Genomic DNA, 14,609 nt, shown 5'->3' on the forward strand with positions numbered 1-14,609 from the left:
CAGTCAGCCCGTCTCGAATCCGCTACCGCCTCTCCCGCGCCGATGCGTAAGGGTGAGATGACGCGCGTGGCGATTCTGGATGCCGCACTGGAACTGTCGTCCCGCGACGGGCTCGAGGGTTTGACCATCGGCCTGTTGGCGGAACGCATGCAGATGAGCAAGAGCGGCGTCTTCGCGCATTTCGGTTCGCGCGAAGACCTGCAGGTGGAAGTTGTGCGGGAGTATCACCGGCGGTTCGAGCAGGAGGTGTTCTACCCCTCGCTGCACGAGCCGCGCGGGCTGCCCCGGCTATGGTCCATGGTGCGCCGGTGGATGGAGAAACGCATCCAGGAAGTGACGACGGGATGCATCTACATCAGCGGTGCGGTCGAGTACGACGACCGCGCGGAAAGCCTGGTGCGTGACGAGCTGGTCAAGAGCGTCACCATCTGGCGTGCCGCGCTGACGCGTGCCATCGGCCAGGCCAAGGAAGAGGGGCACCTGCGCGCGGATTGCGATCCGCGCCTGATGCTGTTCGAGATGTACAGCCTTGAACTAGGCTTGCATCATGACGCCCGTTTCCTGCGCCTGCCGGACAGCGCCGAACTTGCCATGGTCGCGCTCAATAAACTGATTCAGTCTTACCGTACCTGAAGCTGCTGCGTACGGACCGTGGCACCCGCTCTCTGCGGGCATTGCGCGGGCGGCGTGGCGGCATCGTGAAACTCCAAGGAGCTTTTGATGGGCCAGTACACCGCACCGTTGCGCGACATGCAGTTCGTCCTTCACGAACTGCTCGGCGCTGAAGCCGAACTCAAGGCGATGCCGCCGCACGCGGACATCGACGCGGACACCATCAACCAGGTCATCGAAGAAGCGGGCAAGTTCTGCTCGGACGTGGTGTTCCCGCTCAACCAGGTCGGCGACCGCGAGGGCTGCACCTACGTCGGCGATGGCGTGGTGAAGGCACCGACCGGCTTCAAGGAGGCGTACCAGCAGTACGTCGAAGCAGGCTGGCCCGCACTGGCTTGCGACCCGGCGTTCGGCGGCCAGGGCCTGCCGATCGTAATCAACAACGTCGTGTACGAGATGCTGAACTCGGCCAGCCAGGCGTGGACCATGTACCCGGGCCTGTCGCACGGCGCGTACGAGGCCCTGCACGCGCACGGCACGCCGGAACTGCAGCAAGCCTACCTGCCCAAGCTGGTGACGGGCGAGTGGACTGGCACCATGTGCCTGACCGAGCCGCACTGCGGCACCGACCTGGGCATCCTGCGCACCAAGGCCGGACCGCAGCCCGATGGTTCGTACCTGCTGACAGGCACCAAGATCTTCATCTCGGCCGGCGAGCACGACATGGCCGAGAACATCATCCACCTGGTGCTGGCGCGCCTGCCGGACGCGCCGCAAGGCACCAAGGGCATCTCGCTGTTTGTAGTACCTAAGTTCATCCCCGATGCCAGCGGCAATCCGGGCGAGCGCAACGGTATCAAGTGCGGCTCCATCGAGCACAAGATGGGCATCCACGGCAATGCCACCTGCGTGATGAACCTCGACGGCGCGCGCGGCTGGCTCGTGGGCGAGGCCAACAAGGGCCTGAACGCGATGTTCGTGATGATGAACGCCGCGCGCCTCGGTGTCGGCGCGCAAGGCCTGGGTTTGACCGAGGTCGCATACCAGAACTCGGTTGCCTACGCCAAGGACCGCCTGCAGATGCGTTCGCTGACCGGCCCGAAGGCACCGGACAAGCCGGCTGATCCGATCATCGTGCATCCGGACGTGCGCCGCATGCTGCTGACGCAGAAGGCCTACGCCGAAGGCGGCCGCGCATTCAGCTACTGGACCGCGCTGCAGATCGACCGCGAGCTGTCGCACCCGGATGAGGCAGTGCGCAAGCAGGCCGGCGACCTGGTCGCGCTGCTGACGCCGGTCATCAAGGCGTTCCTGACCGACAACGCGTTCACGAGCACCAACGAAGGCATGCAGGTATTCGGCGGCCACGGCTACATCTCCGAATGGGGCATGGAGCAATACGTGCGCGACGCCCGCATCAACATGATCTACGAAGGCACCAACACGATCCAGGCGCTGGACCTGCTGGGCCGCAAGATCCTCGGCGACATGGGCGCCAAGATGAAGGCCTTCGGCAAGATCGTGCAGGCATTCGTCGAGGAAGAGGGCACCAACGAAGCGATGCAGGAGTTCGTCAACCCGCTCGCGGACCTTGGCGACAAGGTGCAGAAGCTGACCATGGAAATCGGCATGAAGGCCATGGGCAATGCCGATGAAGTCGGCGCCGCCGCCGTGCCGTACCTGCGCGTGGTGGGCCACCTGGTGTTCTCGTACTTCTGGGCCCGCATGGCCAAGATCGCGCTGGAGAAGGAAGCCAGCGGCGACAAGTTTTACACGACCAAGCTGGCCACGGCACGTTTCTACTTCGCCAAGCTGCTGCCGGAAACCGCCGCCGAGATCCGCAAGGCGCGCGCCGGTTCGGCCACGCTGATGGCGCTGGACGCAGACCTGTTCTGACGGCCTGATTGCCGGCCTTCTCTCCTCATGGCAGGAGGGAGGGCCCGCCTCTCTTCAAAACGCTCAATCCATCAGGAGCGCTCATGTCCAATTTCATCGTCAAGAAAGTCGCCGTGCTCGGCGCCGGCGTCATGGGAGCGCAGATCGCTGCCCATCTCGTCAACGCGCGCGTGCCGGTGGTGCTGTTCGACCTGCCGGCCAAGGAAGGCCCCAAGAGCGGCATTGCGCAGCGTGCGATCGAGAACCTCAAGAAGCTGTCGCCCGCGCCGCTGGGCATCAAGGACGAGGCCGGCCTGATCCAGGCCGCCAACTACGAAGACGATATCGCGCTGCTCAAGGAATGCGACGTGGTGATCGAAGCGATCGCTGAACGCATGGACTGGAAGCACGACCTGTACAAGAAGGTCGCGCCGCACCTGGGCGCGAGCACTATCTTCGCGACCAATACGTCGGGTCTGTCGATCACCGCGCTGTCGGACGGCTTTGATGCCGAACTGAAGTCACGCTTCTGTGGCGTGCACTTCTTCAATCCGCCGCGCTACATGCATCTGGTCGAGCTGATCCCGACTGCGACCACGCAGCCGGAAATCCTCGACAAGCTCGAAGCGTTCCTGACCACCACGCTCGGCAAGGGCGTGGTGCGTGCGAAGGACACGCCGAACTTTATCGCGAACCGCGTTGGCATCTTCTCGATCCTCGCAGTGTTTGCCGAAGCCGAGAAGTTCGCCATCCCGTTCGATGTGGTCGACGACCTGACCGGCTCGAAGCTCGGCCGCGCGAAGTCTGCCACGTTCCGCACCGCCGACGTCGTGGGCCTGGACACCATGGCGCACGTGATCAAGACGATGCAGGACAACCTGCATGAGGATCCGTTCGCGCCGGTGTACAAGACCCCGGCCGTGCTGAAGGGCCTCGTCGATGCGGGCGCGCTGGGCCAGAAGACCGGCGCCGGGTTCTACAAGAAGGAAGGCAAGGCCATCAAGGTGCTGGATGCCAGGACCGGCCAGTATGTCGAGTCGGGCAAGAAGGCCGACGAGATCGTCGCGCGCATGCTGAAGAAGGCGCCGGCGGAGCGAATCAAGCTGCTGCGCGAATCGACAAATCCGCAGGCGCAGTTCCTGTGGGCGATCTTCCGCGACGTGTTCCACTACATCGCCGTGTACCTCGAGCAGATCGCGGGTTCGGCGGCTGACGTCGATCTGGCGATCCGCTGGGGCTTCGGCTGGAACTCGGGTCCGTTCGAAGACTGGCAGGCCGCGGGGTGGAAGCAGGTCGCCGAATGGGTGAAGGAAGATATCGACGCCGGCAAGGCACTGTCCAAGGCGGCGCTGCCCGCGTGGGTGTTCGAAGGTCCGGTGGCAGAGAACCAGGGCGTGCACGCCGCGCAGGGTTCGTGGTCGCCCGCGACGCAGCAGTTCGTCGCGCGCAGCACGCTGCCGGTCTACCAGCGCCAGGTGTTCCGCGCCGCGCTGCAGGGCACGGCGGCGCTGGATCCGCGCAAGGCTGGCCGCACCGTCGAAGAGAACGACGCCGTGCGGATCTGGGTGGCCGAGGGCCAGGACGATGTGCTGGTGGTGTCGTTCAAGAGCAAGATGAACACCATCGGGCCGGACGTGATCGACGGCCTGACGCGTGCGATCGACCTTGCCGAAGCTGAATACAAGGGCCTGGTCGTGTGGCAGCCGACGTCGCTGCAACTTGGCGCGCCCGGTGGTCCGTTCTCGGCGGGCGCCAATCTGGAAGCCGCAATGCCGGCGTTCATGATGGGCGGCGCCAAGGGCATCGAACCGTTCGTGAAGAAGTTCCAGGACGGCATGATGCGCGTGAAGTATTCCGCAGTGCCTGTGGTCTCGGCTGCATCGGGTATTGCGCTGGGCGGCGGCTGCGAGTTGATGCTGCACTCGGCGGCACGCGTGGCCGCGCTGGAAACCTACGTCGGGCTGGTGGAAGTCGGCGTGGGCCTGGTGCCGGCCGGCGGCGGCCTGAAGGAGGCCGCGCTGGCGGCAGCGCGCGCAGCACAGGCCGCAGGCAGCACCAACTACCTGCAGTTCCTGACCAGCCGTTTCCAAAGCGCAGCAATGGCCAAGGTGTCGGCGTCCGCGCTGGAAGCGCGCCAGATGGGCTACCTGCAAGCGTCCGACCGGATCGTCTTCAACGTGCACGAGCTGCTTCACGTGGCGCAGAACGAAGTGCGTGCGCTGGCCGACGCGGGTTACCGCGCGCCGCTGCCGGCACTGGTGCCGGTGGCCGGCCGCTCGGGCATCGCGACCATCAAGGCATCGCTGGTCAATATGCGCGACGGCGGCTTTATCTCCGCGCACGACTTCCTGATTGCGTCGCGTATTGCCGAAGTGGTGTGCGGCGGTGACGTCGAGGCCGGTTCGCTGGTGAGCGAGGAGTGGCTGCTCGCGCTCGAGCGCAAGGCTTTCGTCGACCTGCTTGGCACCAGCAAGACGCAGGAACGCATCATGGGCATGCTGCAGACCGGCAAGCCTGTCCGCAACTAAGGCAGCGAGGAAACGACATCATGAAACAACTGCAAGACGCCTACATCGTTGCCGCGACTCGCTCTCCGATCGGCAAGGCGCCGAAGGGCGCGTTCAAGAACACGCGTCCGGACGACCTGCTCGCTACGATCCTGAAAGCCGCCGTGGCGCAGGTGCCGAACCTCGATCCGAAGCTGATCGAAGATGCCATCGTCGGCTGCGCGATTCCCGAAGCGCAGCAGGGCCTGAACGTGGCGCGTATCGGCGCGCTGCTGTCGGGCCTGCCGAACACGGTGGGCGGCATCACCGTCAACCGCTTCTGCGCCTCCGGCGTGAGTGCCGTGGCGATGGCCGCGGACCGCATCCGCGTGGGCGAGTCCGACGTGATGATCGCCGCCGGCGTGGAAACGATGAGCATGGTGCCGATGATGGGCAACTCGCCGTCGATGTCGCCGGACATCTTCACGCGGGACGAAAACGTTGGCATCGCGTACGGCATGGGCCTGACCGCCGAGAAGGTCGCTCAGCAATGGAATGTCAGCCGTGAGGACCAGGATGCGTTTTCGCTGGCTTCGCACCAGAAGGCCATCGCTGCCCAGCAGGCCGGCGAGTTCAACGACGAGATCACGCCGATCGAAATCGTCGAGAAATTCCCGAACCTGGCTACGGGAGAGGTGAGCGTCAAGACGCGCACGATCTCGCTCGACGAAGGCCCGCGCCCGGAGACCTCGCTCGAAGGCCTTGGCAAGCTGCGCCCGGTGTTCGCAAACAAGGGTAGCGTGACCGCCGGCAACAGCTCGCAGACGTCCGACGGCGCCGGCGCGCTGATCCTGGTCTCCGAGAAGATCCTGAAGCAGTTCAACCTGGTGCCGCTCGCACGCTTCGTGTCGTTCGCGGTGCGCGGCGTGCCGCCGGAGATCATGGGTATCGGCCCGAAGGAAGCGATTCCTGCGGTGTTGAAGGCAGCCGGGCTGACGCAGGACCAGATCGACTGGATCGAACTGAACGAAGCGTTTGCCGCGCAATCGCTGGCCGTGATGCGTGATCTTGAACTCGACCCGTCCAAGGTCAACCGCATGGGCGGTGCCATTGCGCTCGGCCACCCGCTCGGCGCGACGGGCGCGATCCGCTCGGCGACTGTGGTGCACGCGCTGCGTCGCCACAACCTGAAGTACGGCATGGTGACCATGTGCGTCGGTACGGGCATGGGCGCGGCCGGCATCTTTGAGCGCGTCTGAAGAAACGCGCCAGCAGGGATGCTGCGGCTTAACGCTTTCAAAGCGCAGCACACGCAGCATCCCATCCTTCTGTCAGGTGAAGAGAAGCAGTGCCAACGTCGGCGCGCTCGTGGCAAGGACCCATGGCGCGCCCCGAAAACGCTGCCGCACCACGATGCGGCTCACCAGCAAGGGGGCACAACACCATGCAGGAGACAACCATCCTGGCCGACGCGGCATGCGATATGCCGCGCGCGGTCATGACGGAACTTGGTGTACGCACGATTCCGTTCCGCATCCGCGCGGGAGAACAGTTCATCGCCGATACGCGCGATGAAGCGTCGCTGCCATTGCTGTACGAGCAGTACCTGGTCGGCAAGCAGGATCACTATGCGGAATCGATCCCGCTGGTCGAACGCGAACTCGAAGACCATCTGCTGCGGCACGTGGTGGCGACGTGCGACCGGGCCATGCTATTCACGATCGCGAGCACGCGTAGCAAGCTCTATTCCCACGCGACAGGCGCCGTGATTGGCACGGCTGCGCGCAGCGTTCGCCTGCGCAAGGAGGCGGGGCGCTCGGGCTTGTTCGACCTTGTCGTCGTCGATACCGGCGCCATTGGCCCTGGGCAGGCGCTGATCGTGCACGAGGCCGCGCGCATGGCGGCAGCGGGCGCCAGTGCGCGCGATGTGGTCGAGGCCGTCGAAACACGCCTGCGCGATGCCGCGCACATGTACCTGGTGCCCGACGAATTGCTCTACATGTACACGCGCGCCAGGCTCAAGGGCGAGGACAGCATCACGTGGAGCCGCTACATGATGGGCAGCGCATTCAATATCCGGCCGATCATCCATATGCATCGCGGTCGTACCGGGGCCGTGGCCAAAGTGCGTGGTTCGGATGAAGGGCGCCGCCGCGTGCTGGCGCATGCCGAGCAATGCATACGCAATGGCAGCCTGCTGACGCCAGCGATCTCGGTGTGCTTCGCCGGTCCGCTCGACGCGGTGCGCGCCATGCCGGCCTACCAGTCGCTCGAGCGGACTGCACGTGCCTGCGGCGTCGAGCTAATGCTGGCGCCGATGAGCCTGACCGTCGCGCTCAACGTCGGCGCTCGCGCGTTTGGCCTGAGCTATCTTTCCGAGGAGCCGCTGCCGCTTGCATAGCGATGGCGGCGCAGTCCTTGCAGCAACGCATCACCACGAGAGGCATTCCATGAGCATCAGCACCAGCATTGAACACGGCATCCTGACGATCGAGTTCGATCGGGCCGGAAAGAAGAACGCCATCACGGCGGCGATGTACCAGGCCATGGCTGACGCGCTGCGCGCGGCCGAGACGGACAGCGCGGTCCGCGTGATTCTGCTCCGCGGCAAGGACGAGATCTTCACGGCAGGCAACGACCTCGAAGATTTCATGCAGCGGCCGCCGACCAGCGGTGAAGGCGCGGAGCAACCGCCGGTGTTCCAGTTCCTGTACCAGATCAGCCATGCGAGCAAGCCGATCGTCGCGGCGGTCAGCGGCGCGGCCGTGGGCGTGGGCACCACGATGCTGCTGCACTGCGAATTCGTCTACGCGTCGGAAACGGCGAAGCTGTCGCTGCCGTTCGCGCAGCTTGGGCTGTGCCCGGAAGCTGCATCGAGCCTGCTGCTGCCACGCCTGGTCGGCTACCAGCGCGCTGCTGAAAAACTGATGCTCGGTGAGCCCTTCGGTGCGAAGGAAGCATACGAGATCGGGCTCGTCACGCGCGTGTTGCCCGTGGCCGAACTGCATGCCTTTGCGCTGCAGCAGGCCCGCAAGCTGGCCGCGCTGCCGGCGTCGTCGCTGCGCGAGACCAAACGGCTGATGAAGGGCAATGACGTGGAAGCCGTGGAGAAGAAGATGGCCGATGAGGGCGCGGTGTTCCGGCGCATGCTGGTGGCACCGGAAGCGAAGGAAGCGTTCTCGGCGTTCTTCGAGAAGCGGAAGCCGGATTTTACGAAGTTCAGTTGAGCCGGCGAGGGGGCAGGCTCCTGGCAAGCCTGCTTCACCGTGAGACCAACTCCCCTCCGCGCGCGCGGGAGAGGGTAGACACCATCAAGTCGGCAACACCCTCGGCTGCCGGCTTTCATCCGTCGCCACATACGTCAGCGTGGCTTCCGTCACCTTGACGATCTCGTTGGCGTGCCGCATGCGCTGCGCATAGACCTCGACCGATACGGTGATCGAGGTGCGGCCGGTCTTTTCGATCTCGGCATAGAAGCTCACCAGATCGCCGACGAACACCGGATGCTTGAACAGGAAGGAATTGACCGCCACCGTGGCCACGCGGCCCTGGGCGCGTTCCACCGCGGGAATCGATCCGGCGATATCCACCTGCGACATGATCCAGCCGCCGAACACGTCGCCGTGCACGTTGGCATCGGCGGGCATTGGCACGACACGCAGCGCTGGGCTCTTTCCAGCGGGCAGGGCGGGGACGGTATGGGGTGAATTCATGGCGGGAAACCGGAAAGGGAGGGATGGAGGGCAGCGTTGTCCGGCGGCCGCGGCCGGGACGCTTCCTGCCGGACGGCGCGATCTCTGCGACAATCGGCCATTGGTTTGGATTCTATCGTATGCGCCGCTATTCCACGACTGCGGAACCGCCCCCCGCAAAGCCCGCCACCCTGTTCCCCGGCCAGCGCGCGCCGCGCAGCGACTGGCAGACCGTCCGCAACCTGCTGCCCTATGTCTGGCACTACAAGTGGCGCGTAATGCTTGCGCTGGCCTGCCTGGTGTCGGCCAAGGTCGCGAACCTCGGCGTGCCGGTGCTGATGAAGCGGCTGATCGACAGCATGAACATCACCGCGGGCGACCCGCGCGCGCTGCTGGTGGTACCGGTCGGGCTGATCGTGGCCTATGGCGTGCTGCGGCTGTCGGCGACCTTGTTCACCGAGTTGCGGGAAATCCTCTTTTCCAAGGTCACGCAGAGCGCGGTGCGGGAGATCGCGCTACAGGTGTTCCGGCACCTGCATGCGCTGTCGCTGCGTTTCCACCTGGACCGGCAGACCGGCGGCATGAGCCGCGACATCGAGCGTGGCACGCGCGGCATCCAGTCGCTGATCTCGTATTCGCTGTACAGCATCCTGCCGACACTCGTGGAAATGGCGCTGGTGCTCGGCTTCTTCATCCTGCACTACGACATCTGGTTTGCGGCCATCACCGGGTGCGCGCTGGTGGGCTATATCGTGTTCACCATCGTCGTGACCGAATGGCGCACGCATTTCCGCCGCCGCATGAATGAGCTCGATTCGCGGGCCAACCAGAAGGCCATCGATTCGCTGCTCAACTTCGAGACGGTCAAGTACTTCGGCAACGAGGAATACGAGGCGCGGCGCTATGACGAGAACCTGCTGAAGTACCGCTCCGCGGCGATCCGCTCGCAGAACTCGCTGTCCTTCCTCAATTTTGGGCAGCAGACCATCATCGCGGTCGGGCTGATCCTGATCCTGTGGCGCGCCACCGTAGGCGTGGTCGCGGGCAAGCTGACGCTGGGCGATCTCGTGCTGGTCAACACGCTGATGATCCAGCTCTATATCCCGCTGAATTTCCTCGGCGTGATCTACCGCGAGATCAAGCAGTCGACCACCGACATGGACCGAATGTTCGTGCTGCTCGGTACGCACCAGGAAGTCGCCGACAAAGCCGGCGCACAGCCGCTGGCAGTGCAGGGCGCGCAAGTGCGCTTCCGCCATGTGCGCTTCGGTTACGAGTCGAACCGCGTGATCCTCGACGATGTCGATTTCACCATTGCGGCGGGCACGACCACCGCCGTGGTCGGCCACAGCGGCTCTGGCAAGTCGACGCTCGCACGCCTGCTGTTCCGCTTCTACGACGTCAGCGACGGCGCCATCCAGATCGACGGTCAGGACATCCGTAGCATCACGCAGGAGAGCCTGCGCCGCTCCATCGGCATCGTGCCGCAGGACACGGTGCTGTTCAACGACAGCATCTTCTACAACATCGCCTATGGCCGGCCCGATGCGACGCATGATGAAGTCATCGCGGCGGCGCGCGCGGCGCAGATCGATAGCTTTATCAGCGAGTTGCCGCAGGGCTACGACACCCCCGTGGGGGAGCGCGGTCTCAAGCTTTCCGGCGGCGAGAAGCAGCGCGTGGCCATTGCACGAACGCTGCTGAAGAACCCGCCGATCCTGGTATTCGACGAAGCGACGTCCGCGCTTGACTCGCGGACCGAGCAGGCCATCCAGGCTGAGCTGATGCGGCTTGCGCAGAATCGCACCACGCTGCTGATCGCGCACCGGCTGTCCACCGTGGTCCATGCCGACCAGATCCTGGTGATGGACCGGGGCAGCATCGTGGAACGCGGCACCCACGCCGAGCTGATGCGCGCGGGTGGGCGCTATGCGGAGATGTGGGAGATCCAGGCGCGCAGCGCCGCGCAACGCGGGACGGTGGCGGACGAGCTGGCCATCGACGTTGGCGACGCGACGCAGGACGCCTGAGCGCCGTTACGCGTAGTCGAGTGGCAGTGCCGTCGTGTACTTGATCTGCTCCATCGCAAAGCTGGAACTCACGTCGGCCAGCTCCGCGCCCTGGATCAGCTTCTTGTACACGCGGTCATACGCGGCGATATCGGGCACCACCACGCGCAGCAGGTAATCGGTGTCACCCGCCATGCGATAGAACTCCGTCACTTCGGGAATCGACGCAACCAGCGCGTGGAACTGCTTGAGCCACTTGACGTTGTGCTGCGCCGTGCGGACCGAGACAAACACCGTCACGCCAGCGTTCAGCTTGTCGGCGTCGAGCAGCGCCACACGTTTGCGGATCAGCCCGGCTTCTTCGAGCTTCTGGATGCGGCGCCAGCACGGTGTCGACGTCAGGCCGACGCGTTCGCCGATCTCGGCCACGGGCACGGTGGCGTCTTCCTGCAGGATGGCAAGGATCTGTTTGTCGTAGCGGTCCATCGATGTGTGCGTCCTTTCAGGGGGATGCGGCAGCCTGCGCGCCGTCCCCGTGCCGGCGCGTCAGTCGTCGGTATCAACCAGCAGGTTGACGCCGGTGGAGATGTGGTCGCGGTCCACGCCGTACAGGTGCAGCGATACGGCGATGGCGTCGGTGGCGTTGCCGAGCGAATGAATATGCTGCAGGCCGGCCGGCACGCTGAAGGTGGCACCGGCCTGGCGGTCGACACCGCCGGTCAGCGTGGCAAGCCGGCTGGCCGGATCCCATTGGTAGTGGCGCTCGCTCAGCGTGCCGCGCAGCACGCGGTAGGCGCACCACGTGCGGTGCCCGTGCACGGGGCTCGCCTGGCCGGGCCGCCAGACCAGCAGCATCGCGGAGAAGCGCGCGAGCGGATCGGCATAGACGAGATGGCGTGTGTACGTGTCCGGACTGCCCAGCAGCGCGCCCGGCGGCAGCCAGGCCAGCAGGGTGTCGGCGTCGGGCAGACAGGTGTCGATATTGCCGGCCACCATGCGTGCGCTGTGCGCGAATGTGGCCTCCATGCTTTGCGCGAGCCGGCCCAGCGGGCTGGCGTGGATGGCGGGCATGCCGCCCGTAGCGGTGGGGCAGGATTGCATGGATGGCTCCGGGATCTTCTTCGTATGAGGCCATCATAGGTGCGGCTCCTGAGCAAAGGCATGCATTCTGTCGTGACAAATCACCGAATATCGTTGCTCCATGCTACTAAAAGGCAGATTCGTAGAATGTCATTCTACAGTGTGCCCACCCGCCGAAACAGCCAGCGCGCCCGGTGACGGCACCGTCCGAGCCGGTGGATAATCCGCGTCATGGAAATCAAATGGCTTGAAGACTTCGTCAGCCTGGCCGAGACGCACAGCTTCTCGCGCTCGGCCGAACTGCGACATGTCACGCAACCGGCGTTCTCGCGCCGGATCCAGTCGCTCGAGGCGTGGGTCGGCACGGAGCTGATCGATCGCTCCAGCTACCCGACCAGCCTGACCGCCGCTGGCAAGGTGTTCTATGAGCAGGCCCTGGCCATGCTGGCGCAGGTCAGCGAGACGCGCGCGCTGATGCGCGGGCAGCGCTCGTCGAACGCGCAGGTGCTGGAATTCGCGGTGCCGCACACGCTGTCGCTGACGTTCTTTCCGGAATGGCTCAAGACGCTCGAGCGCAAGGTCGGCACGCTACCGTGCCGGCTGCGGGCGCTCAACGTGCACGACGCGGTGCTGCTGCTGGTCGAGGGCGGCTGCGACCTGGTCATGGTCTACCACCATGCACGCCAGGCGATCCAGCTCGATCCGGCACGCTACGACATGCTCGTGCTCGGCATCGAGCGGCTGTCGCCGTACAGTGTGCCCGACAGCACGGGCAAGCCGCTGTACCGGCTGCCCGGCACGGACAAGAAGCCGGTGCCGTTCCTGAGCTACACGCCCAATGCCTTCCTCGGCCGCATGGTGGACATGCTGCTCGCCGATACCTCGGAAGAACTCAAGCTCGACAAATGCTACGAGACCGATATGGCAGAGGCGCTCAAGGTCATGGCGCTCTCGGGGCATGGCATGGCCTTTCTGCCCGAGAGCGCGGTGCGCGACGACGTGGCGCAGGGCCGGCTGGTGCGGGCCGAGTCGGCGCGCGGGCTGCCGCTGTCGATCGACATGGAGATCCGTCTGTACCGCGAGCGGCCCGGCGATAACGGCAATGACCGGCGGGCGACGGCGGCGCGTCGGAAGCGGCAACTCGTGGATCGGGTGTGGTCGACGCTGACGACGGATTGACGGAAGCATGCTCCCTCTCCCGCAAGCGGGAGAGGGAGCATGCCCGGGGTCCGCAAGAGACCTTCCTTCATTGACCAGTCATCCTCGAACGTTATGCGCATCTTGCATGACCGGATGAGCAAACGGCATTGGATTCCATATGTGCCCCACCCCTAAGCTTGCGGGCATTCTCCACCCCGGAACCCACTGATGTCCTCCGCAGCACCGACCCATACTGCTGGCCAAAAGCACGCACTGCCGTCCTACCTCAACGCCGACAACCTCGGCCCCTGGGGCATCTACCTGCAACAAGTCGACCGTGTCACGCCTTACCTGGGCTCGCTGGCACGCTGGGTTGAAACCCTCAAGCGCCCCAAGCGCGCGATGATCGTCGACGTACCCATCGAGCTCGATAACGGCACCATCGCCCACTACGAGGGCTACCGCGTGCAGCACAACCTGTCGCGCGGCCCGGGGAAGGGCGGCGTGCGCTTCCACCAGGACGTGACGCTGTCGGAAGTCATGGCGCTGTCGGCATGGATGTCGGTGAAGAACGCCGCGGTGAACGTGCCCTACGGCGGTGCCAAGGGTGGCATCCGCGTGGACCCGCGCACCCTGTCGCACGCCGAGCTGGAACGCCTCACGCGCCGCTACACCAGCGAAATCAACATCATCATCGGGCCGAGCAAGGACATCCCGGCGCCGGACGTCAACACCAATGCCCAGGTGATGGCGTGGATGATGGACACGTATTCGATGAACTCCGGCAGCACCGCGACCGGTGTCGTGACCGGCAAGCCGATCTCGCTGGGCGGCTCGCTGGGCCGCCATGAGGCGACCGGCCGCGGCGTGTTCGTGGTGGGTTCCGAGGCCGCGCGCAATATCGGCCTGGAGATCAAGGGTGCCCGCGTGGCCGTGCAGGGCTTCGGCAACGTCGGCGCCGTGGCCGCGAAACTGTTCCAGGAGGCGGGCGCCAAGGTGGTGGCCGTGCAGGACCATCGCGTCTCGCTGTACAACCCGGCCGGCCTGGACGTGCCGGCAATGATGGAATACGCCTCGCACAGCGGCACCGTCGACGGCTTCCAGGCGGAAACCATTTCGTCGGAGCAGTTCTGGCAGGTGGACTGCGACATCCTGATCCCGGCCGCGCTGGAAGGCCAGATCACCGCGAAGAATGCGCCCCAGATCAAGGCACGCCTGGTCATCGAAGGTGCAAACGGCCCGACCACGCCCGAGGCCGATGACATCCTGCGCGAGCGCAATATCCTCGTGGCGCCGGACGTGATCGCCAACGCCGGCGGCGTGACCGTGTCGTATTTCGAGTGGGTGCAGGATTTTTCCAGCTTCTTCTGGACCGAAGAGGAAATCAACGAACGCCTGGTACGGATCATGCAAGAGGCGTTCCGCGCTATCTGGCAGGTCGCGCAGGACAACAAGGTAACGCTGCGCACGGCCGCGTTTATCGTGGCCTGTACGCGCATCCTGCAGGCGCGCGAAATGCGAGGCCTGTACCCCTGATGCAGAGGTCGTTGCGCGCTCAACCTCTCTGTTGCGGCGCAGCAACGTCAGCCTGACCATCAGACGCGGCCCGGGGAAAGCTTCCTCGGGCCGCGTTGTCATATCTGCGTTGCTGCGCAGGTATGCCCTGAATAAGGACTCTAGGAGTAAAACCCAGTTGTCTAGATGGGGAGCGTGCG

12 protein-coding genes are annotated in these 14,609 nt (G+C 65.0%); 9 read left to right on the forward strand and 3 right to left on the reverse strand.

The genetic code is table 11. The features are described 5' to 3' along the window. The first annotated feature begins 42 nt into the window (after nucleotides 1-42). The 6 genes from ACIGJG_RS02260 (at nucleotide 43) to ACIGJG_RS02285 (ending at nucleotide 8,200) form a co-directional block, all read left to right on the forward strand. The gene (locus tag ACIGJG_RS02260; RefSeq protein WP_041679468.1) at nucleotides 43-633 is read left to right on the forward strand and encodes a TetR/AcrR family transcriptional regulator; all 591 of its coding nucleotides are present in this window, start codon (nucleotides 43-45) and stop codon (nucleotides 631-633) included. A gap of 87 nt (nucleotides 634-720) precedes the next feature. After that, nucleotides 721-2,508, forward strand: a complete 1,788-nt coding sequence (locus ACIGJG_RS02265; protein WP_483672705.1) for an acyl-CoA dehydrogenase C-terminal domain-containing protein — start codon at nucleotides 721-723, stop codon at nucleotides 2,506-2,508. Between the two features lie 83 nt (nucleotides 2,509-2,591). Beyond that, complete coding sequence (locus tag ACIGJG_RS02270) at nucleotides 2,592-5,015, forward strand: 3-hydroxyacyl-CoA dehydrogenase/enoyl-CoA hydratase family protein (RefSeq protein ID WP_011296637.1); 2,424 nt, start codon at nucleotides 2,592-2,594, stop codon at nucleotides 5,013-5,015. A 17-nt stretch (nucleotides 5,016-5,032) separates the two neighbouring features. Continuing rightward, nucleotides 5,033-6,232 (forward strand): acetyl-CoA C-acyltransferase, encoded by a 1,200-nt coding sequence (locus ACIGJG_RS02275; RefSeq protein WP_041679812.1) that lies wholly within the window; start codon nucleotides 5,033-5,035, stop codon nucleotides 6,230-6,232. Nucleotides 6,233-6,417: 185 nt separating this feature from the next. Then, nucleotides 6,418-7,374, forward strand: coding sequence for a DegV family protein (locus ACIGJG_RS02280; protein WP_011296639.1), 957 nt, complete (start codon nucleotides 6,418-6,420; stop codon nucleotides 7,372-7,374). Nucleotides 7,375-7,423: 49 nt separating this feature from the next. Beyond that, nucleotides 7,424-8,200: an enoyl-CoA hydratase gene (locus ACIGJG_RS02285; RefSeq protein ID WP_011296640.1), complete on the forward strand. Its 777-nt coding sequence runs from the start codon at nucleotides 7,424-7,426 to the stop codon at nucleotides 8,198-8,200. 84 nt (nucleotides 8,201-8,284) lie between these two features. On the opposite strand, the gene ACIGJG_RS02290 is transcribed toward ACIGJG_RS02285, so the two are convergent. Next, the gene (locus ACIGJG_RS02290; protein ID WP_011296641.1) at nucleotides 8,285-8,686 is read right to left on the reverse strand and encodes an acyl-CoA thioesterase; all 402 of its coding nucleotides are present in this window, start codon (nucleotides 8,684-8,686) and stop codon (nucleotides 8,285-8,287) included. A 119-nt stretch (nucleotides 8,687-8,805) separates the two neighbouring features. On the opposite strand from ACIGJG_RS02290, the gene ACIGJG_RS02295 reads away from it, so the two are divergent. Continuing rightward, entirely contained in the window at nucleotides 8,806-10,695 is a 1,890-nt protein-coding gene (locus ACIGJG_RS02295; protein ID WP_483672706.1) for an ABCB family ABC transporter ATP-binding protein/permease, read from the forward strand. A 6-nt stretch (nucleotides 10,696-10,701) separates the two neighbouring features. Here the strand turns inward: ACIGJG_RS02295 and ACIGJG_RS02300 are convergent, their stop codons facing one another. Both ACIGJG_RS02300 and ACIGJG_RS02305 read right to left on the reverse strand, forming a co-directional pair. Then, a complete protein-coding gene (locus tag ACIGJG_RS02300) occupies nucleotides 10,702-11,160 on the reverse strand; it encodes an Lrp/AsnC family transcriptional regulator (RefSeq protein WP_011296643.1) in 459 nt (152 codons plus the stop codon). Between the two features lie 60 nt (nucleotides 11,161-11,220). Further along, entirely contained in the window at nucleotides 11,221-11,775 is a 555-nt protein-coding gene (locus ACIGJG_RS02305; protein WP_140948952.1) for a cysteine dioxygenase family protein, read from the reverse strand. A 210-nt stretch (nucleotides 11,776-11,985) separates the two neighbouring features. On the opposite strand from ACIGJG_RS02305, the gene ACIGJG_RS02310 reads away from it, so the two are divergent. Together ACIGJG_RS02310 and ACIGJG_RS02315 are read left to right on the forward strand one after the other, a co-directional pair. Then, on the forward strand, nucleotides 11,986-12,933 hold the full coding sequence (locus ACIGJG_RS02310; protein ID WP_011296645.1) for a LysR family transcriptional regulator: 948 nt from the start codon (nucleotides 11,986-11,988) through the stop codon (nucleotides 12,931-12,933). Nucleotides 12,934-13,122: 189 nt separating this feature from the next. Further along, on the forward strand, nucleotides 13,123-14,430 hold the full coding sequence (locus tag ACIGJG_RS02315) for a Glu/Leu/Phe/Val family dehydrogenase (protein WP_011296646.1): 1,308 nt from the start codon (nucleotides 13,123-13,125) through the stop codon (nucleotides 14,428-14,430). The last annotated feature ends 179 nt before the right edge of the window (nucleotides 14,431-14,609 follow it).

It is taken from the genome of Cupriavidus sp. C1SS-2L (genome assembly GCF_057073735.1).